Annotated in this window: 22 protein-coding genes and 1 riboswitch; of the genes, 3 read left to right on the top strand and 19 right to left on the bottom strand. The window is 38.2% G+C overall.

Annotation, left to right across the window (positions count from 1 at the left end; all coding sequences use genetic code 11):
- Nucleotides 1–47: 47 nt before the first annotated feature.
- From pcrB to J2Z26_RS17960, 4 genes are all read right to left on the bottom strand, one after another.
- A complete protein-coding gene (pcrB, locus tag J2Z26_RS17945; protein ID WP_193534831.1) occupies nucleotides 48–743 on the bottom strand; it encodes a heptaprenylglyceryl phosphate synthase in 696 nt (231 codons plus the stop codon).
- A 127-nt stretch (nucleotides 744–870) separates the two neighbouring features.
- Nucleotides 871–1,185, bottom strand: coding sequence for a YerC/YecD family TrpR-related protein (locus tag J2Z26_RS17950; RefSeq protein ID WP_193534832.1), 315 nt, complete (start codon nucleotides 1,183–1,185; stop codon nucleotides 871–873).
- A gap of 18 nt (nucleotides 1,186–1,203) precedes the next feature.
- Nucleotides 1,204–2,259, bottom strand: coding sequence for a DUF3048 domain-containing protein (locus J2Z26_RS17955; RefSeq protein ID WP_193534833.1), 1,056 nt, complete (start codon nucleotides 2,257–2,259; stop codon nucleotides 1,204–1,206).
- 55 nt (nucleotides 2,260–2,314) lie between these two features.
- Nucleotides 2,315–4,057, bottom strand: coding sequence for an adenine deaminase C-terminal domain-containing protein (locus J2Z26_RS17960; protein ID WP_193534834.1), 1,743 nt, complete (start codon nucleotides 4,055–4,057; stop codon nucleotides 2,315–2,317).
- A 157-nt stretch (nucleotides 4,058–4,214) separates the two neighbouring features.
- Here J2Z26_RS17960 and J2Z26_RS17965 point away from each other — a divergent pair, with 157 nt between their 5' ends.
- A complete protein-coding gene (locus J2Z26_RS17965; protein WP_193534835.1) occupies nucleotides 4,215–4,466 on the top strand; it encodes a YgaP family membrane protein in 252 nt (83 codons plus the stop codon).
- A gap of 118 nt (nucleotides 4,467–4,584) precedes the next feature.
- The gene (locus tag J2Z26_RS22470; RefSeq protein WP_325168895.1) at nucleotides 4,585–4,668 is read left to right on the top strand and encodes an EYxxD motif small membrane protein; all 84 of its coding nucleotides are present in this window, start codon (nucleotides 4,585–4,587) and stop codon (nucleotides 4,666–4,668) included.
- Here the strand turns inward: J2Z26_RS22470 and purD are convergent.
- From purD to J2Z26_RS18035, 14 genes are all read right to left on the bottom strand, one after another.
- Nucleotides 4,643–5,914: a phosphoribosylamine--glycine ligase gene (gene purD, locus J2Z26_RS17970; protein ID WP_193534836.1), complete on the bottom strand. Its 1,272-nt coding sequence runs from the start codon at nucleotides 5,912–5,914 to the stop codon at nucleotides 4,643–4,645. The two genes, J2Z26_RS22470 and purD, sit on opposite strands and share 26 nt — an antisense overlap.
- Before the next feature lie 191 nt (nucleotides 5,915–6,105).
- The gene (gene purH / locus J2Z26_RS17975; RefSeq protein WP_193534837.1) at nucleotides 6,106–7,644 is read right to left on the bottom strand and encodes a bifunctional phosphoribosylaminoimidazolecarboxamide formyltransferase/IMP cyclohydrolase; all 1,539 of its coding nucleotides are present in this window, start codon (nucleotides 7,642–7,644) and stop codon (nucleotides 6,106–6,108) included.
- A gap of 32 nt (nucleotides 7,645–7,676) precedes the next feature.
- Nucleotides 7,677–8,249, bottom strand: a complete 573-nt coding sequence (gene purN, locus J2Z26_RS17980) for a phosphoribosylglycinamide formyltransferase (protein WP_193534838.1) — start codon at nucleotides 8,247–8,249, stop codon at nucleotides 7,677–7,679.
- Nucleotides 8,246–9,286 carry a phosphoribosylformylglycinamidine cyclo-ligase gene (purM, locus tag J2Z26_RS17985; RefSeq protein ID WP_193534839.1) on the bottom strand — a complete coding sequence of 347 codons (1,041 nt, stop codon included), beginning with the start codon at nucleotides 9,284–9,286 and terminating at the stop codon, nucleotides 8,246–8,248. The genes purN and purM overlap by 4 nt, the downstream gene beginning before the upstream one ends.
- A 281-nt stretch (nucleotides 9,287–9,567) precedes the next feature.
- Nucleotides 9,568–10,986, bottom strand: coding sequence for an amidophosphoribosyltransferase (purF, locus tag J2Z26_RS17990; protein ID WP_193534840.1), 1,419 nt, complete (start codon nucleotides 10,984–10,986; stop codon nucleotides 9,568–9,570).
- The gene (gene purL, locus J2Z26_RS17995; RefSeq protein ID WP_193534841.1) at nucleotides 10,962–13,190 is read right to left on the bottom strand and encodes a phosphoribosylformylglycinamidine synthase subunit PurL; all 2,229 of its coding nucleotides are present in this window, start codon (nucleotides 13,188–13,190) and stop codon (nucleotides 10,962–10,964) included. The genes purF and purL overlap by 25 nt, the downstream gene beginning before the upstream one ends.
- Nucleotides 13,174–13,863 carry a phosphoribosylformylglycinamidine synthase subunit PurQ gene (gene purQ, locus J2Z26_RS18000; RefSeq protein WP_193534842.1) on the bottom strand — a complete coding sequence of 230 codons (690 nt, stop codon included), beginning with the start codon at nucleotides 13,861–13,863 and terminating at the stop codon, nucleotides 13,174–13,176. The genes purL and purQ overlap by 17 nt, the downstream gene beginning before the upstream one ends.
- Nucleotides 13,860–14,114, bottom strand: coding sequence for a phosphoribosylformylglycinamidine synthase subunit PurS (gene purS, locus J2Z26_RS18005; RefSeq protein WP_193534843.1), 255 nt, complete (start codon nucleotides 14,112–14,114; stop codon nucleotides 13,860–13,862). Before purS ends, purQ begins: the two co-directional genes overlap by 4 nt.
- On the bottom strand, nucleotides 14,107–14,826 hold the full coding sequence (purC, locus tag J2Z26_RS18010; RefSeq protein ID WP_193534844.1) for a phosphoribosylaminoimidazolesuccinocarboxamide synthase: 720 nt from the start codon (nucleotides 14,824–14,826) through the stop codon (nucleotides 14,107–14,109). Before purC ends, purS begins: the two co-directional genes overlap by 8 nt.
- A gap of 145 nt (nucleotides 14,827–14,971) precedes the next feature.
- Nucleotides 14,972–16,264: an adenylosuccinate lyase gene (gene purB, locus J2Z26_RS18015; RefSeq protein ID WP_193534845.1), complete on the bottom strand. Its 1,293-nt coding sequence runs from the start codon at nucleotides 16,262–16,264 to the stop codon at nucleotides 14,972–14,974.
- Between the two features lie 3 nt (nucleotides 16,265–16,267).
- A complete protein-coding gene (gene purK, locus J2Z26_RS18020; RefSeq protein ID WP_193534846.1) occupies nucleotides 16,268–17,419 on the bottom strand; it encodes a 5-(carboxyamino)imidazole ribonucleotide synthase in 1,152 nt (383 codons plus the stop codon).
- Entirely contained in the window at nucleotides 17,412–17,900 is a 489-nt protein-coding gene (gene purE, locus J2Z26_RS18025; protein ID WP_193534847.1) for a 5-(carboxyamino)imidazole ribonucleotide mutase, read from the bottom strand. The genes purK and purE overlap by 8 nt, the downstream gene beginning before the upstream one ends.
- 141 nt (nucleotides 17,901–18,041) lie before the next feature.
- Nucleotides 18,042–18,143, bottom strand: a riboswitch (purine riboswitch).
- Nucleotides 18,144–18,221: 78 nt separating this feature from the next.
- Complete coding sequence (locus J2Z26_RS18030; RefSeq protein WP_193534848.1) at nucleotides 18,222–18,419, bottom strand: NETI motif-containing protein; 198 nt, start codon at nucleotides 18,417–18,419, stop codon at nucleotides 18,222–18,224.
- A complete protein-coding gene (locus J2Z26_RS18035) occupies nucleotides 18,416–18,937 on the bottom strand; it encodes a DUF2179 domain-containing protein (protein WP_193534853.1) in 522 nt (173 codons plus the stop codon). Before J2Z26_RS18035 ends, J2Z26_RS18030 begins: the two co-directional genes overlap by 4 nt.
- A gap of 167 nt (nucleotides 18,938–19,104) precedes the next feature.
- Here J2Z26_RS18035 and J2Z26_RS18040 point away from each other — a divergent pair, with 167 nt between their 5' ends.
- The gene (locus tag J2Z26_RS18040) at nucleotides 19,105–19,542 is read left to right on the top strand and encodes an Hsp20/alpha crystallin family protein (protein WP_193534849.1); all 438 of its coding nucleotides are present in this window, start codon (nucleotides 19,105–19,107) and stop codon (nucleotides 19,540–19,542) included.
- A 66-nt stretch (nucleotides 19,543–19,608) separates the two neighbouring features.
- On the opposite strand, the gene J2Z26_RS18045 is transcribed toward J2Z26_RS18040, so the two are convergent.
- Nucleotides 19,609–19,776, bottom strand: coding sequence for a hypothetical protein (locus J2Z26_RS18045; protein ID WP_193534850.1), 168 nt, complete (start codon nucleotides 19,774–19,776; stop codon nucleotides 19,609–19,611).
- Nucleotides 19,777–20,821 lie beyond the last annotated feature (1,045 nt).

Raw genomic sequence — 20,821 nt, forward strand, 5'->3', positions numbered from 1 at the left:
TATATTACGTGAACGTATGTTCTCATTTTATAGTAAAGTTTGCTTTTTTACAAACTTGTCTTTTTAACAGCTTGTACTGTTTTTAAAGCAGCGTTCAGATCACTGTAAATGATGTTACCGACTACAATTGTGTCAGCAATCTCTCCCATTGATGCTGCTTGTTCACTGGTTGAAATGCCCCCACCGTAAAATAACTTCGTGTTTTCGAGGCTAGCTTTTACCTGTTTAACTACAGTTTCATCTCCATATTTTCCGCTATATTCTAGATAGAAAATAGGTAGATTATAAAACTTTTCTGCCATCCTACTATAAGCAATAATATCATCAATTTCTATATTAGTATTTGCATTGGTAAGCTTTGCTGCCTTACAATCCTCATTTAAGATGCAGTAGCCTTCAACTACTATTTCATCCCAGTTCATAATATCACCAAACTGTTTTACAGCTTCATGATGAAGTCCTGTAATCCATCTAGTGTCTCTACTATTTAAAACAGTTGGAATAAAATACAAATCAAACCCAGGCGTAACGGAATCGATTGTAGAAACTTCTAATACACACGGCACAGTGTATCGGCGTATTCTAGACATAAGACTAAGAACGTTATCAAGAGATACACCGTCACTTCCCCCAACAATAATCGCATCCGTACCAGACTCACATATCATTTCCAATTGTTTGTCATCTATTTCTTTATTTGGATCGAGTTTAAACACATGTCGCCACTCTTTAAAATCGTACATAGTGGTCCTCCATTCCTTTTCCATTATTCCATTATACCAAAATATGATTAGATGATTAAAGAGAAGAAGGGTACAAAAAACCCCACAGTTGTCAATTAAACAACTGCGGGGTTTGCTTAGAGTCTTCTTAGCTCTCAACTGTTTCTTCTTTACTATCTTTTAGACGATCTAATGCCATTGTATAAGCATCGTTTCCATAGTTCAGGCATCGCTTCACACGAGAGATCGTAGCAGTACTAGCCCCTGTCTCTGTTTCAATTTTATGATATGTGAAGCCTTCTTGAAGCATTCTTGCAACCTCTAAACGTTGTGAAAGAGATTGAATTTCATTAATCGTACATAAATCATCAAAAAAGCGGTAGCACTCTTCAATATCTTTTAAGGAAAGAATTGCATTGAAAAGCTGATCTAATTCCTGCCCACGTAACTTATTTATTTGCATAATTGTTATCTCCTTTATTTAATTTTCATCAAATGTAACAATTTTTAAATTAGGAACTATATTAATCCAGGTTTTACCCGGAACAAATCCGATTTCTTTACCGTCTTTAAACGGGATAATTCTACCTTCAATATTCTTCCATTCAACCTCTGTTTTCAATCCCTTTTGTAAAAGCCAGCCTTTTCCACCCGAGGTTAAGTCTATATCCCTTCGGCCTGCCTGGTCAATCACTTTATGATCCATTTCAACGATAAAGATATTGTCTAATAACACAGGTGATTTATTCTCTTTATCAACTGTTTGAACTTCAGCGCTATAACGCTTGTATTTTTCTGGTTGTGAATCGTAGTCATATTCTACTTTCCACGTTTTACTTGAATCATAGGCAATCGTGACATGATTAGAAGCATCACCATCTAGATTAGCTATATCCTCTTCAGTTAGGAAGGTATAGTTTTTAGGCTTTACTGTAAGATCATAATTCTTCTTTGCAGCACCCTTTTCAATATTCTCAAAAGAGATATAAGAATTATGGGGAGCTACCCTATCCTTTGATCTCCAGAAAAGTGTACCATCATAAAAAAGCCCGTTTATATTGTCGACCTCTCCTGCTTCAAGCATTTGTTTTGCTTTCGGGCTCCATCCGTGAGCGATAAAAAAAGGATTAAAGCTTTTTGTTAAGTCTATGAAATAGTCCCTTGCACTCCTAACTGGTCCTATAATCTCAGCCTTTTCGCTTTGATAAACTGCTACAAAACGTGTAACGTTCCCTTCGGCAAGTACCTCGTAGATAATATCTGCTTTATGTAATCCTGACTGTGGTCTTGCTTTCGGATGATTATTCACAGTAATAACTACTGCACGATTATCGATATTATCATTTGTCCCTATCCCTGTAAGAGGGTATGTGTGATCAAAAGCCAGTTCTTTAGACTCAGCCTCAGTTTCTTCTTCAACCACGTCTTTCTCTTCGATTTCAATCTCCGGCTCAACTTTTACTACTTCTTGTTGTTTGCTGCATCCCGTACTGAGTATTAGTAGCGCAATTAAAAAATAGAACATTTTACGTTTCATTTTGTAAACACAACCTTTGGGTAGTATCGTTTGCTATTCGATTTTCTTTTACATTTTAACGCATTATTGACGGAAAGAGTACAATTTTATTCATAACATCATAAATTCCTTGAGGTGTAATCCTAATATAAGGTAAGTGAGTAGATGATAAAAATAACAGAGTATAGATAGGATCAGAGAATGAATAACCCCTTGCTCGCAGTAAAGCTGTTAGCGCTTTTTCTTCTTCTATTATTTCTTCTACCTTCTTATTAGACATGACCCCTGTCAATTTTAATGGGATTTCATGAATTACCGTATCGTTCTCTGTAAGAACGATGCCTCCTCCAATTTCTTTCATATGATTGAAAGCTAAGAGCATATCTTTTTTATTTTTTCCAATGAGGATAATATCCCCAGTATTTGAAAAGGAACTTGCAAAACCTGATACATGGGTTGCAAACCCTTTAATAACCGTATTAATTCGCCATTTCCCTTTTCTGTCAATTAACATTAAGAAACTTTCATCATGCTTCATTGAAATATCATCATTTGATACATCAATTGTGATTGAATATGGTTTTATAATGACTGCGTTCTCCATTGATAATCCAAATGGCATAGAAAATTGGAGGTCGTCCATTGTTAGTTCATAATTTAAATCTAGTAAACTCAAATCATGACTCGCCCAGTCAATATCATTGAAGGCAGATACAGGTTCTCCGTATTTTTTAACCCATTTACCTTTTGCAAGAACCGAAATAGGTGTTGGCTGATCGCTTGCCTCTAGAAAATTAATATTAGCTACTCTTCCCGTTGCAATACTTCCATGTAAGTATTCAATATTATAATGTCTAGCAATATTTAATGTTGCCATATTATAAGCATCTATTAGTGGTACACCTTTTTCTATTGCTATTTTTATCATTTTATCAACTACACCTTCCTCATGAAAAGAAGGTGTGGAGCCATCTGTGGTCATTATCAAACGATCATATTGATCAATACCTAACTCATGCATTTCGTCTAACAAAACTGGTAGGTCAGGTCTTATAGACGAGTACCGAAGAGATGTTGTGTAACCCTGTAATAATCGATTTAAAACATCTTTACCTGTCATCGATTCATGGTCACAATCTGCCCCCAATAATTTAAGCTTGGCTAACGTTTTTTCAGAAGCACCTGGAAAGTGACCTTCGATTTGTTTGCGCATTCTCTTTGCTTCCTGAATCCAGTGAAGCATTAAGTCATCTCCATCTAGCAACTTCGGCCATCCTGTTAGTTCTCCACCTTGTAAAACGGCATCATGCTCAAGCCACGATTTAATATTGCCGTGTGAAAACACATCCTCCTCATCAAGAATTTCAGTCTGAGGATCAAAGCGACACCACCAATACATCGTTACTGGTATTGTTCTCATCTCACGTAAAAAAGAAAACGCTTTCTTTTTTGATAACTGTAAGGCCAGCATCATATTGTCATTAATAAGAGTAGTTGTCCCAGTTTGCGATACATATTGAGCAAATGAGTGGGGATTATATAACTGAAAAGGATGAGCATGTGGTTCAATATAGCCTGGAACTAGGAATAATCCATCACAATCAACTATTTCACAGTTCTCAGTTTGCCCAGGAAGCATATCACCAACATAGACAATCCTGTCTTCGTATATCCAAATGTTTGCCGTTATCCACTTTCGTAGTGCCTGATTTAAGTAGGTAGCATTTTTCAACAAAAGAGAAGGTGATTTTTTTCCATCTAGCACGGCAACATGTTCTCTTAGTTGTTTATTTTTCCAGCGATAGCGTTGATCTAGCATGAACATCCCCCTTTGTTACCTTTTCTGTTTTTCACCAAAATTTGTTATTACTATCGTACCATATTAAATAATTTACCGCATTAAAGAGTTTGTAAATTTATTCAAAATATTTTGTTAATATTTGAAATTTAGTTGAATACGGAGGCTAACTTAAACTATGAGACCAAATATCGGAATTGTAAACGCATTAGTTAGAATAACATGTGGCTTTACCATGCTTGCTTGGGCAACTTCTAAGCTTGTAAAACGTCCATGGAACAGCTACTCCTACATCGTAGTAGCTATGCTAGGTGGAATGAAAGTAGGCGAAGGAATCACCAGATTCTGCCCGCTAACAGCATTATTCGAAAACTACCAAGAAAACACGCAAGAAGAAAAACACGAAGAAACAGTAATCAACCCAACCTAAATATGTCTTACGGGGCCTGACCCCCAGCGCGTTAAAGCGGTAAATTATAGAAAAGGGCCAGCATTAACTGGCCCTGAATAAAGGAGTTGTTATTATGTTTTTTGAATATCTAACTGACATGAGCTTTGTACTTATAACATTGATAGGTGGAATTGTTGCCATATCATTCGCTTATATTAGGAAAAAGAAACGGGTGAGATAGCACGATACCCGATGTCTTTACGATAGAACAATTCATCACACGTGATTTTATCCAGCTCTTTATAAACCTTTTCTTTTGCTTCAACAATGGTCGAACCGACTGAAGCAACAACCAAAACTCGACCACCATTTGTTTTTATCATGCCTAAATCATCCGTAGTAGCTGCATGAAATGCAAGTGTTTCTTTATCTAGTGTTTCTAGACCTTGAATGACAGCACCTTTTTTATATTCATTTGGGTAGCCTTTAGCTGCTAATACTACCCCTACTACAGCATTAGGTGACCATGATAAAGTAACCTCTTGATCATTCAATAATCGTAGAATAACATCAACAAGGTCGTTTTCAAGTCTAGGTAAGACAACCTGTGTTTCTGGATCACCAAATCGAGCATTGAATTCGATTACCTTAGGTCCAGTTGAGGTGTTGATGAGCCCCGCATATAAAATACCTGTGAAAGCTCTCCCCTCCTGAGACATAGCCTTGACCGTCGGCTCTAAAATCGTTTTAACTGCTCCGGCAACTACTCCCTCAGAAATCTGGGGTACGGGTGAGTATGCTCCCATTCCACCAGTATTCGGTCCTTCATCATTGTCATAGGCACGCTTATGATCTTGAGATATCACCATTGGGTACACTTTCGTTCCACGGACGAAAGCCATTAGAGAAAATTCCTCACCCTCTAAGAACTCTTCGATTACAACCTTAGAACCCGCTTCACCAAATTTAGCTTCTTCCATCATTTCGTGCAGACTTTGATGTGCTTCTTCAAGTGTCATTGCAACAACAACACCTTTCCCTGCAGCAAGACCATCTGCTTTAAGTACGATTGGTGCACCCTTCTTTTCAATGTAGGCTTTCGCTTCAGAATAAGAGGTAAATGCTTCATACTCAGCTGTAGGTATTTCATATTTTTTCATTAGATTTTTTGAAAATGTTTTACTTCCCTCTATAATAGCTGCTTCTTTTGATGGACCAAAGATAAGCAATCCTTGCTCTTCGAAACGATTTACCACACCTTGTGTAAGAGGAACTTCTGGACCAACAATGGTTAAATCGATTTCCTCTTTTTTTGCGAACATAACTAGCTGATCTAGGTCTGTTTCATCGATATCGACTAAGGAAGCAACATTTTTCATTCCAGCGTTTCCTGGTGCAACAAAGACTTCTTGAACCTTTTTGCTTTGTGAAACTTTCCAGGCAATTGTATGTTCACGGCCACCACGGCCAATAATTAAGATTTTCAATTTGGTTTACACCTGCCTTTTCGATTATAAAGGGTCATAGTTTAATGTTATCAATTTGATCCTAGACCGTTCCTTTTCGCTGCAGGCACTTGCTTTCCGCAGGGAGGAAGTGCCTTCCGCTCCAATCCACTACTAATTTATATATTGTTGAGTAGCACAAACCTTTATGAAAAGAGAAAGTCCCCTAGAGACTAGTGTTTAAAGTGTCGAACTCCTGTGAATACCATTGTAATTCCGTATTCGTCGGCTTTTTTGATGGAGTCTTCATCACGGATGGATCCTCCTGGTTGGATAATCGCTGTTACACCAGCTTTGGCTGCTGCTTCAACGGTGTCATCCATTGGGAAAAAGGCATCTGACGCAAGCGCTGAACCTTTTGCTCTTTCACCTGCTTGTGTAATTGCAATGTTTGCTGCTCCTACACGATTCATTTGTCCAGCACCTACACCAACCGTCATTGAATCCTGTGCTAACACAATAGCATTTGATTTAACATGCTTAACCACTTTCCACGCTAGCTTTAGATCAGCCCATTCTTTTTCTGTTGGCTCGCGCTTAGTTGGGATTGAAATTGCAGCATCTTCTAATGTGAATAAGTCATCGTCCTGAACAAGAAGTCCACCTTGAATAGACATTAAACGGTCTTCCACTTTTTGTTTAGCCGAAAAATCGATTGTTAACAACCTAAGATTCTTCTTAGCTGTTAATACCTCTATTGCCTCGTTTGTAAAAGAAGGAGCAATGATTACTTCTAAGAAGATTTCATTCATTTTCAAGGCTGTCTCACTATCCACTTCACGATTAAGAGCAATTATTCCACCGAAAATCGAAGTTGAGTCTGCTTCATAGGCTTTTGTAAATGCTTCACCAATGCTTGCACCCACTCCAACACCACATGGATTCATATGCTTAATGGCTACCGCTGCAGGCTCCGTGAATTCACGTACTACTTGTAATGCTGCATTCGCATCATTAATGTTATTAAAGGATAATTCTTTACCATGTAACTGACTTGCAGCCGCAATTGAAAAGTTCGATCCTAATGGTTTTTTATAAAATGTAGCTGCTTGATGAGGGTTTTCACCATAGCGAAGATCTTGTTTTTTCTCAAAAGTAACCGTTAATTTTTCTGGACTATCTTCACCTACAGCATTTGTTAAATATTCAGCAATTAATGCATCGTATGCTGCTGAATGACGGAATACCTTTGCAGCAAGCCTCATTTTCGTTGCTGCTGAAACCTCACCATTTTCGTGTACCTCTTTTAAGACGATTTCATAATCAGCTGGATCTACAACAACCGTCACATCTTGATGATTTTTAGCAGCCGAACGAAGCATGCTTGGTCCACCAATATCAATATTTTCAATTGCATCTTCAAATGCTACATCAGGCTTAGCAATCGTTTGTTGGAATGGATAAAGATTAACAACCACTAGATCGATTGGTGTAATGTTATGCTCTTGCATTTGTTTAACATGATCAGGATTAGTACGCATTCCAAGTAATCCACCGTGAATCATTGGGTGTAATGTTTTAACGCGACCATCTAACATTTCAGGGAACCCAGTTACCTCCGAAATTCCGATTACCTTCACACCATTTTCCTCAAGTGTTTTTGCTGTACCACCCGTTGAGATAATTTCAACACCAGCTGCAGCAAGCTCTTTAACAAATGGAACGATACCGTTTTTATCTGATACACTGACAAGCGCTCTCTTAATTGGCACTTTCGATTCCTCCGCCCTTTTATAAATTAGATCTATTTTTCCTGTAAAAATATAGTCTGTAGTGTTTTGGGATATAATTTGTGCTCAACTTCATGAATTTTCTTTTCTACCGTCTCTATCGTATCATCATTTGTAATTGAGACAACTGCCTGTTCAATAATAGGCCCTGTATCCATTCCTTCATCAACATAATGAATGGTAACACCTGTTACCTTCACACCTGCACGGTACGCTTGACCAACCGCATCCAATCCAGGAAAGGATGGTAACAACGAAGGATGTATATTCACAATTTTCCCTTTAAACTGTGATAATAACGTTCCGCCAATTAGCCTCATATACCCTGCTAACACGATGAATTCGATCTCTTTATCTAGTAATTTTTTAGTGATCTCTGTTTCATAGGCAGCCTTATTTTCAAAGTTTTTCGGAGAGATAACAAAGCTATCAACACCAAACTTAGCCGCACGCTCAATGACTTTTGCACCTGGCTTATCACAAACAACTAGACTCACTTGTGCATCTAGCTCTCCATTTTTGATTGAGTTCATAATCGCTTCAAAATTAGAACCACTACCAGAAGCAAATACCGCTACATTCTTCATGCAAGGTCTCCCCCACCAAATGAAACTCCCTCTTCATTTGTTACTCGACCAATAATGTACGCCTTTTCTCCCGCTTCTTCTAGCTTCGAAATGACAGGCAATAATTTAACTACATCTACAGCTAACACCATTCCAATTCCCATATTAAAAATATTGAACATTTCTCTTTTATCTAAATTACCGTGTTTTTGTAGAAAATCAAAAATAGGTGGAATCGGCCATGAACCATAATCGATTTCTGCCCCCAATCCTGCAGGTAACATACGTGGAATGTTTTCGATGAAACCGCCACCTGTAATATGAGACATCCCTTTGATCTCATTCTCCTTCATTACTTCAAGTAAAGGTTTTACATAGATTTTTGTAGGACGTAAAAGTTCTTCACCTAATGGTAACTCTAGGCCATCATAGGTTTCTTCAAGGTTTAGCTTAGCATCTTCTAGAAGGATTTTTCTCACTAATGAATAGCCATTACTATGAATTCCACTTGAAGATAGTCCGATAAGCACATCACCTGATTTAATGTTCTCGCCTGTTACTAGTTTTGACTTTTCCGCCACACCTACAGTAAATCCAGCAAGGTCATAATCTTCTTCACTGTACATTCCAGGCATTTCAGCTGTTTCTCCACCAATAAGTGCACATCCTGCCATTTCACAACCATCAGCAATTCCCTTTACAATGTTTTCGATCTTCTCTGGAATGGCTTTGCCACATGCAATATAATCTAAGAAATAAAGAGGTTCAGCACCTTGAACAACGACATCATTCACACACATAGCAACGGCATCAATCCCAATCGTGTCATGCTTATCCATCATAATAGCTAGCATCAGTTTTGTCCCAACACCATCCGTACCTGACACTAATACAGGTTCTTTAACATTCACCTTTGAAAGATCAAACATTCCACCAAAGCTTCCAAGACCCCCCATTACTTCAGGCCTCATTGTTTTTTGAACATGCTTTTTCATGCGTGATACTGCTTCATAACCAGCTTCAATGTCTACTCCAGCTTGCTTATACGCATTTGCCATTGTACCTTAGCCTCCTTGATTACTAATAAGAGGGCCAGAACAGCGATGATCTGACCCATTTTTTTAAAAAATAAGTTTGTTGTTTGAAAAAGTAGGTAATTTCCCTTCTTAAACAACTTCGTTTTGGTAATTAATTGACAATACTTAACTAATTGGCTCATTTACTTAACTAAAAATCATAAATACTTACCTAAACTATGGTTTTACTTAATTGAAATAGGACTTTACTTAACAAAACATGGATTTTACTTAATTTTAAGTAGTTATCCCTTAGTTTTCTACTATCTCAATGCCTTCTCATGAGGCAAGACTGTATCTGGATAAATATCCGTCGGGTATTTCCCAGTGAAACATGCCATACATTGGCCACGGTATTCTCCACCATACGGTCTACCAATCGCTTCTAACAATCCATCCTCACTCAAAAATGACAATGAATCTGCACCAATCAGTTGGCGCATTTCTTCGATAGAATGTGATGATGCCATTAACTCTTCATGAGTTGATGTATCAATTCCATAGAAGCACGGATTTTTGATCGGCGGCGAGCTGATTCGTACATGGACTTCTTTCGCTCCCGCTTCACGTAGCATGGATACAATGCGACGGCTTGTCGTACCACGTACAATTGAATCATCGACCATAACAACACGCTTGCCTTCAACAACCCCACGAACAGGAGAAAGCTTCATTTTTACCCCTTGCTCACGTAGTGATTGAGAAGGCTGGATAAACGTACGCCCAACATAACGGTTTTTAATCAAGCCTAACTCGTAAGGAATACCTGAAGCCTCTGCATAACCAATCGCTGCTGACATACTAGAATCAGGAACACCAGTTACGACATCTGCATCAATAGGAGCCTCGTAAGCTAGTTTTTTACCTAAATTTTTACGAGCAGTATGAATATTGATTCCATCTATATCACTATCAGGTCTTGAAAAATAAATATATTCCATGCTACAAATTGCACGATTTGTATTTAGTGAGAAGAACTCCGACTGCATTCCTTCATCATTAATGATTAAGAATTCACCAGGTTCTACATCTCGCTCATATTTCGCACCGATAATATCGAATGCACAGGTCTCAGAAGCAACAACATACGCATCTCCTAATCTACCAATGGATAACGGACGTAGACCGTTTGGATCTAATGCTACCATCATCTTTTTCTCAGTCATTAAGATAAAAGCATAGGCACCCTTGATCATTGTTAATGCGTTCTTAACACGATCATGAATTTTGGTATAACCACTTCTCCTCGTTAAGTGAGCAAGCACTTCTGTATCTGAAGTTGTTTGAAAAATACTACCTTGATTTTCTAATTGGTGCTTAAGTGCATTTGCATTTACTAGATTCCCATTATGAGCAATCGCAAGACCGCCAACTTGAGAGTGGAACAGAAGTGGCTGAACATTTTCAATTCCGCCACCACCAGCTGTTGCATATCTTACATGACCAATAGCCGCTTTCCCTTGCAAATTACTCAATTGACCGTTTCCAAACACCTCTGAGACAAGACCTTCGCCTTTATGACCCTTTAACTTCTCTCCATTTGTTACAACGATACCAGCACCTTCTTGACCACGGTGCTGCAAGCTGTGTAGACCATAATAGGTAATTTGAGCAGCGTCGGGATGTCCCCAGATTCCAAAGACACCACACTCTTCGTTTAAGCCTTTGAGTTCAGCAAGCATGGAATAGCTCCTTTCCAAGCACTACGTAATTCCTCAACTGTTGAGCTGATTAGTACTTCGCCTTGGTTGTTGTTAATCACTAATGAAGCTTCATTTGTTATTTCACCGACTAATTTTGCATCTACCATTTCTTCAAAACGAGCTTTATCTTCTGGTTTTACCGAAACAATAAATCGAGATTGTGATTCTGCGAATAATTCAGTTACAGCTTCTCCACTCACCGTTACTGTAGCACCTAATCCTCTTGCGCCAATTGCACTTTCAGCTATAGCAACTGCAAATCCACCTTCTGCTACATCATGTGCAGATGCAACAACACCTTCACGAATTGCAGCTAAAAGTTGATTTTGTGCACGTAGCTCAGCTTCTAAATCTAATTCTGGTGCTTTACCAAAGATTTTGCCATTCATTAATTTTTGAAGCTCGCTTCCACCAAACTCAGGCTTTGCTTCTCCAATTACATAGATTAAATCTCCAGCTTGTTTGAACTCTTGAGTAGTAATATGAGCAATATCCTCAATCAGACCAACCATACCCACAACAGGCGTTGGATAAACAGCTACACCATTTGTTTCATTATATAAAGATACATTTCCACCAATAACAGGTGAATTTAATGTACGACATGCTTCACTCATACCATCTACAGCTTTTTCAATTTGCCAAAAAATTTCTGGTTTTTCCGGATTACCAAAGTTTAAGCAATCTGTGATCGCCAGTGGCTGACCACCTGAGCAAACAACATTACGTGCAGCTTCTGCTACTGCAATTTTCCCACCAACTTCTGGATCTAAATATAAATAGCGTGAATTACAGTCAGTAGTCATTGCTAAAGCTTTCTTAGTACCACGAATACGAACAACCGCAGCATCTGATCCAGGTGATACAACTGTATTTGTTCTTACCATGTAATCGTATTGATTATAAACCCACTCTTTGCTTGCAATAGTTGGTTGTGATAGAAGCTTCACTAACGTCTCGTTGTAATCAGTTACTTCCGGAACTCCTACTTCCATCGCTTGGAATTCACGGTAATAAGCTGGTTCTGCTGACGGCTTGTTGTATACAGGTGCATCTTCTGCAAGTGCATCAACTGGCACATCCGCTATTACTTCACCTTTATGAACTAAACGTAGCTTCTTATCATCTGTTACTACACCGATTGCTACTGCTTCTAAGTCGTATTTCGAAACAATATCTTGAATCTCTTTTTCTCTACCTTTTTCAACAACAACAAGCATACGCTCTTGAGATTCTGATAACATCATTTCATATCCAGTCATGCCAAGTTCACGTTGTGGAACTAAATCTAGGTTCATTTCAATTCCTGAACCCGCTTTACTTGCCATTTCAGCAGATGAACTAGTTAATCCTGCTGCTCCCATATCTTGAATCCCAACTAAGGCATCACATTTAACAAGCTCTAAGCATGCTTCTAGTAAAAGCTTCTCCATGAATGGATCGCCAACTTGAACTGCTGGACGTTTTGCTTCTGATTCATCAGAAAGCTCCTCGGATGCAAATGTTGCACCATGAATACCATCACGACCTGTTTTTGCACCAATGTACATTACTGTATTTCCGATTCCTTTTGCTTGACCCTTTTGAATATCTTCATGATTGATCAATCCAACACACATTGCATTTACTAATGGGTTACCTTCATAAGAAGGATCAAACTGGATTTCCCCACCAACCGTTGGAATCCCAACACAATTTCCGTAGCCTGCAATCCCTGCAACTACTTCCTCAAACAAATACTTCACACGAGGTGATGTTAACTCTCCAAATCGTAAAGAGTTTAATAGAGCGATTGGACGTGCTCCCATTGAAAATACATCACGAATAATTCCACCTACACCTGTAGCAGCACCTTGGTATGGCTCGATTGCTGAAGGATGGTTGTGACTTTCAATCTTAAATACTACTGCTTGGTTGTCACCGATATCTACGATTCCAGCACCTTCACCAGGCCCTTGTAATACCTTTTCCCCTGTAGTTGGAAATTTGCGTAACACAGGTTTAGAATTCTTATAGCTACAGTGTTCAGACCACATAACTGAGAATAACCCAGTTTCTGTATAATTTGGAGTACGCCCAAGAATGTTTTCAATCATGGCAAACTCTTCGTCACTTAATCCCATTTCACGATATATTTTTTCGGACTTAATCATCTCAGTACTTGGTTCAAGAAGTAACGACATTGGCTGATAACCTCCATTGTTTTACAATTGATTGGAATAACTTTAAACCGTCTGCACTTCCTAAAAGCTCATCAACCGCTCTTTCAGGATGTGGCATCATTCCTAGTACATTTCCTTGCTCATTTACAATTCCGGCAATATCCGCTAGGCTTCCATTCGGATTTGTTCCATAGTATTTAAATACAATTTGGTTATTATCAATTAATCTAGTTAGCGTTTGCTCGTCACAATAATAGTTACCTTCACCGTGTGCAATCGGAATCGTGATAACCTGCTCTAGCTCATAACCTGAAGTAAACATTGTTGAATTGTTTTCTACTCGTAGTTCAACTTGCTCACATTTGAATTTCAGCTTCTCGTTACGTCTCATTGCTCCAGGTAAAAGACCTGCTTCTAGTAAAATTTGAAATCCATTACATACACCTAAAATTGGCTTACCCGCTTCTGCTGCTTCTTTAATTGCAGTCATTACATTTGAAAAACGTGCGATTGCCCCTGAACGTAAGTAGTCACCATATGAAAAGCCACCTGGTAAAAGAATGCCATCAAATTCATCTAGATTCGTCGCATCATGCCATACGTACTCTACTTCTTCACCTAGTTCATCTTTAATCGCATGGTACATATCAATATCACAGTTAGAGCCTGGGAATACTATACAAGCAAATTTCACTGTGCGACAACCTCCTCAACCTCATAACGGTAGTCTTCTATTACAACGTTTGCTAGTAATCTTTCACACATTTCTTTTACGATTACATCAATTTCACGAGTGTTATCTTCAATTGTCAATTCCATGTACTTACCAATACGAACATCTTTCACTTCGTTATATTCCATACTGTGTAATGAATTTTTCACTGCATTTCCTTGTGGATCTAAAACGCTTTCTCTTAACGTTACATAAACCTTTACTTTAAACATGTTGTTTTCCTCCTAAACGATTTAAAATTTCAGTGTAAGCTTCGGTTAAATTGCCAATATCTCTACGGAATACGTCTTTATCGAATTTTTCGTTCGTATCCTTATCCCATAATCTACATGTATCAGGTGAAATTTCATCAGCTAGGATGATTTGGCCATCTTCTGTGATGCCAAACTCTAACTTAAAATCTACTAATCTTAAATTACAGCTAGAAAAATGCGTTAGTAAGATATCATTTACTTTTAAACCAATCGTTCTTAAAATCTGTAATTGTTCTGGAGTTGCTAACTTCAATGTTTTGATATGATCTTCAGTTACGAGAGGGTCTCCAAGGTCATCATTTTTATAGTAAAACTCAACGATTGTTTCTTCTAAGGAGATTCCTTCTTCTATTCCAAGTCGTTTTGAAAGGCTACCTGCAATAATGTTACGTACAACAACTTCTAGTGGAATAATATCTACTTTTTGAACCAGTTGCTCTGTTTCAGATATTTTTTTTATAAAATGATTCTGAATCCCTTCGTTCTTTAGCTTTTCAAATAGTAAACTAGTAATCTCGTTATTTAAGCGGCCTTTTCCGGTGATTTGAGCTTTTTTCTCACCGTTAAATGCTGTTGCGCTATCTTTATATTCAACCCAGACGATTCCTTCATCATTTGTTCTATAAATTCTTTTCGCTTTCCCTTCATATAACAAATCTAGCTTTTCCATTGAATAAGCCCTCCCAGGGACAGAATGTTATGACTTTTTGCTATAGAGATTAGACTCTCAACCGTTGATTGAAGCGAAATGCAATCGCTTCAATCAACTAGGTATATAAACCAAGATTTGAATCAATCTCCGCTTATACAAAGTTTTACAAACCTAGTCGTTCAAAAATCATATCCACATGTTTGATGTGGTAGTTGTAGTCAAAGCAGTCGTCGATTTGTGCTGGTGTTAGGCGTGATGATATTTTTTCTTCTGCTTCGACTAGTTCACGGAAATGGACTTGTTTTTCCCAAGCTTCCATTGCTTTTGGTTGGACTGTATCGTACGCTTCTTCACGTGTCATTCCTGCATCGATTAATGCTAGTAAAACACGTTGAGAGTAGATTAAACCTAATGTACGATCCATGTTACGCTTCATGTTTTCTGGGAACACAGTTAAGTTTTTAATGATATTGCTAAAACGGTTTAGCATATAATTAAGGCCGATTGTTGCATCCGGTAAAATAATACGTTCTGCAGATGAATGTGAGATATCACGTTCATGCCATAATGGTACATTTTCATAGGCTGTTAACATGTAACCACGAATAACACGAGCAATTCCTGTCATGTTTTCTGAACCGATTGGGTTACGTTTATGAGGCATAGCTGATGAACCTTTTTGACCTTTTGCAAAAAACTCTTCAACCTCACGTGTTTCACTCTTTTGTAAGCTTCGAACTTCTACTGCAAATTTTTCAATCGAAGTTGCAATTAAAGCAAGTGTACTCATATATTCTGCATGACGATCACGCTGAAGAGTTTGTGTTGAAATAGGAGCAGCTGTTAAGCCCAATTTTTCACACACGTATTTCTCAACAAAAGGATCGATATTTGCATATGTACCAACAGCTCCGGAGATTTTTCCAGCTTCCACTGTTGCTGTAGCACGCTTGAATCTTTCCAAGTTACGCTTCATTTCTTCGTGCCATAAAGCAAGCTTTAGACCAAATGTAGTAGGTTCTGCATGCACTCCATGAGTACGTCCCATCATAACGGTGTGTTTATGTTCACGTGCTTTTTCAGCTAAAATCTGAACAAAATTCTCAATATCTCGTAACAAAATATTGTTAGCTTGTTTTAATAAATACGATAATGCTGTATCAACAACATCTGTTGAAGTTAATCCATAATGTACCCATTTTCTTTCTTCGCCAAGGGTTTCTGACACTGCACGTGTGAAAGCCACAACATCATGACGTGTTTCTTCTTCTATTTCTTTAATTCGATCTATATTGAAAGATGCCTTTTCACGAATAAGAGCAACATCTTCCTTTGGAATATCACCAAGTTCAGCCCACGCTTCACAAGCTAAAATTTCTACCTCTAACCATGCATTAAAGCGATTTTCTTCTGTCCAAATCGCACCCATTTCTGGTCTTGTATAACGTTCAATCATGTCTTAACCCCCGATTAATTCTTTAGTTTCTTTACTCCATATTTGAAGCGTTTCTATCTGCATAAGGATTTCTTTTGTATTATTACCTAAAATGGTCAAATGCCCCATTTTTCTTTTAATCTTCGCTTCCTTTTTACCGTATAAATGCAATTTGCATTTTTCAAACTCCTGAATCTTTTGTAAAACAGGACCCACATGCTCACCTAAAATATTGACCATCACAACCGGCTTTAACAACGTTGTTTCACCTAGTGGCCAATTACAGACTGCCCTGATATGCTGTTCAAACTGTGATGTTTCACATGCATCAATTGAATAATGACCTGAGTTATGCGGCCTTGGTGCCAACTCATTAATATAAATCATATTATCCGCTGTCACAAACATTTCAACAGCTAATGTCCCAACCATATTGAATTCCCGAGCCATTTGAATCGCCATTTGTTCAGCTTTAAATGCTACTTCATTTGGAATTCTTGCTGGCACGATTGTTTGATGTAAAATATTTTCAACATGGATATTTTCTGCTACAGGAAACGTTTTTACATCTCCTGTGACATTTCTTGAAACAATCACTGAAATTTCCTTCGTATAAGAAATCCAAGCTTCAACTACACAGGTTCCATTCTTCAATAATGCCTTTGCTTCAGTTATATCTTGTTCTTTTGTTATGACGTACTGCCCTTTACCATCATAGCCACCACGGCAAGTCTTTACAACACAAGGGATTTGTAGCTTTTGCACTGCGTCCTCTAGTTCTTGTTCAGTTTCTACAACAATATACGGGGCTACACTTAATCCAATACTTGAAATGGCATCTTTTTCTGTAGCCCTATCCTGTGTTATAGCTAATAATCTACTACCCTGTGGTAGATTTGCATTCTGCTCTAGCCATGTCAATGTTTCATAGTCTATGTTTTCAAACTCATATGTTATAACATCACTAACTTCTGCTAATTTTTTTATAGCATCTATGTCTGTAAAACCAGCTGTAATTTCTAGGTCAGCTATTTGCCCACAAGGAGAATTAGGGGTAGGATCTAATACTGCAATAGAATAACCCATCTCTCTAGCTGATAGTGCCATCATTCGGCCTAATTGACCTCCACCTATAATTCCAATGGTTTCTCCAGGTAGTGTTATTTTTCTAATCAAGCTGATCACTACTTTCTACTACCTTTAGGCGAGTACTTTCTCTTCGGTTCACCAAGGCTTGATTGTATTCTGGAAACTGTGTTCCTAAAATCGAAGCTGCTAATAGCCCTGCATTGGTTGCTCCCGCATTTCCAATCGCCACTGTCGCAACCGGAACACCACCTGGCATTTGAACAATTGATAATAATGAATCTAGACCATTTAGAGCCTTTGATTGTACTGGAACCCCGATAACCGGTAATACAGTTTTTGCTGCAACCATCCCAGGTAAGTGAGCTGCTCCACCAGCCCCTGCAATAATCACTTTAATCCCGCGCTCTTGTGCTGTTTCTGCATACTGAAACATTAAATCAGGAGTGCGGTGAGCAGAAACTACTTTCTTCTCATAAGGAATTTCTAACTCTTCTAAAATGTCACAGGCAAGCTTCATTGTATCCCAATCTGACGTACTCCCCATTATTACCCCAACAAGTGGCTTCATCCTCTTCCTCCTACACCGTTCATTAACTTATGTCATTTTTCTGAAAATAAAAACCCAGGTAGAATGCTTCCCTTTTTTATAAGAGAAAGCAATTCTACCTGGGCATTGGACAGCATATCAAAAAAGTCAAATGGTCAGGAAAAACGCATTACTTTCCCTTATAGTCCAATAATTTACGGTTATCGGGTAGAAACTTATGGGCCATATCCCCAAGATTATATAAGGTAATCATATTATCTAAGCTTAGTTTACCAGTCTATTTATGAGATTGTCAATTAAAATCGAACGATAAAATTTATATTTACATTTAATGTTCGTGTTTTACAGTAACTTTCCTTCGAATATAATCTTTCTTCCGCATGGTTGAACTTCAGTTTGTCCATTTACAATCACTTCTTCAAATATCGGTTCTTCCATTCTGCGTACTGGCATATATCCATCCTTTTGCATACGCTCTAGGCATTGGTCAATTGATTCATTATCTGCAACTTCATATCTTTTCTTAGCTTGTTTTTTCACTCATTTAACTTTCCTTTCTTTACAGCCTTTACCCAAAACCCACCATGTATCGTTTTAGGTTCATATGCAATAATAAATGCCTTTGGATCAATTTCTTTAATCGTCTGATACAATTTTAATTCATATTTCCTTGGTGTTAAAATCTGCATCGATTGGCGATTGCCTTCAAGGCCTTGGGCTAACCAATTCGTAACACCATATCCCTTTTCACGAAGCATCCTTGGCAAATCCCTATCATCTTCCGCGGTAATTACATTTACTGTTATATACCCTAGAGCCAATTTCTCTTCAATCTTCATTCCAACAATAACACCAATTCCATACCCAACTGCATACGCAACTAAATTGTGAATTTGATTCAAGTTATCTAGAACCAAACCAAGACCTACTACATATATTACGACTTCTATTGTACTTATTAAAGCAGCTAAATAACGCTGTCCCTTTAATGTTAGTATCATTCTTATTGTAAAAAAAGAAACATACACAATGTTAATAAGTAAAATAATGATTACCATTACGATTCCATTCTCTAACAAGATGAAAATCCCCCTTTTAAGTTAGCATACCAAAGTACTAATTGTACTAAACATATACCCTGAATTAAATACCTTATCGTGGAATAGGCACAAATTATATAATTTCTCATATTATGGGAACAGCAATTTATAGGGGGAGCCTAACAATGAACATTAATCAATTTAAAGGAATGAATGACTGGATGAAACAGATGGACCAGTTCTTTGGAAAGGACTTTTTAGGGGGATTTGAACCAATGCTCCGAGCCAGCCAAACACAGGTTAATCTGTATAAAACAGAAAATGAGCTTTTAGTAGTTATAAGTTTACCTGGATTGGAAAATGTAGATGAGGTAGATGTTTATGCAAACCATCAGAAGCTAGAAATCAAAGGTAGGATTAATTTAAAGTTTAAGGGATTTGAACTTATTGAAGAAAATATCTTTCAAGGACATTTCGAGCGAACGGTTGACCTGCCTTATCCAGTAAGAGATGATCGTGTTGACGCTTCATATCATAATGGACTTTTAATCATCCACTTACATCGCCTCATACAATCTGAAGCATCCCGCAAGAAAATTGCGGTACGAAAGATTGAGGAGTAGAAAGAACCAGCATTGGATGCTGGTTCTTTCTGTGTGGATTTATGTGTGATTGGGTGGTTGATTTGTTTAACTCTTTTTAAGTAGTTTTTTTATTAGACAGAACCCAACTACTAACGCTAGCACATTTGCAGCGTCACCAAGATTGATTGTTATGCTAAAGTTGTTGTTAACTTTTACATCATTATTATTGTGATTTACGGTCGAACGACTGCTTTGATTTTTATCTTCTTTCATTGAATCCCCTCCCAATACAACTCTATCATATTTATATAGTTTGATTGGAAAAATAATGTAGTACTTGGAAATAAAAAGGAGATAAACTATTATTGGGACTCGTTTTATGGATTCTTGCTCAACCTGTCTGAATAAACCTTGGATTCCGACTTGTTTGCCTATGTACTTGCTTAACCTGTCGGAATACACCTTGGATTCCGACTTGTTTGCCTATGTACTTGCTCAACCTGTTTGAATAAACCTTGGATTCCGACTTGTTTGCCTATGTGCTTGCTCAACCTGTCCGAATAAACCTTGGATTCGGACTCGTTGGTCTATGTGCTTGCTCAACCTGTCTGAATATGTTTTGGATTCGGACTCGTTTATCTATGCGCTTGCTCAACCTGTCGGAATACACCTTGGATTCCGACTTGTTTGCCTATGCGCTTGCTCAACCTGTCTGAATAACCTCTGGATTCGGACTTGTTTTGTAACAGGCTCGATCAACCTGTCGGAATAACCTTTGGATTCGGACTTGTTTTATAACTGGATCACTCAACCTGTCGGAATAATCTCTGGATTCGGACTCGTTTGCTGAATTCTCGATCAGCCTGTCTGAATAAGTGTAGAAATTACAACAGCACTACCTACCAAAAACCTCTCAGTAAGTCCTTTTCAAAAAAAACACAAAAAAAGAACCAGCACAGTGCTGGTTCTTTCGCTTCGCTTGGCAACGTCCTACTCTCACAGGGGGAAACCCCCAACTACCATCGGCGCTCGAGCTTTAACTTCCGTGTTCAGCGGTCGGCTTCCGATAAGCTTCAGAATCCTTCGTCAGTTTCCCTCGCTCCGATCCTCATGTACGCTGTACACTCCGGTTCTCGCTCACTCACTTCCTCGACTTCTTCGCTTCTCGAAACCCAACCAATAAAGTTTTTCACATTTTATTATTTGAAACCTTGCGGTTTCATAAACACAAAAAAAGAACCAGCACAGGGCTGGTTCTCTCGCTTTGCTTGGCAACGTCCTACTCTCACAGGGGGAAACCCCCAACTACCATCGGCGC

The organism is Cytobacillus luteolus, from assembly GCF_017873715.1.
In the GTDB taxonomy this organism is placed as follows: domain Bacteria; phylum Bacillota; class Bacilli; order Bacillales; family Bacillaceae_L; genus Bacillus_BV; species Bacillus_BV luteola.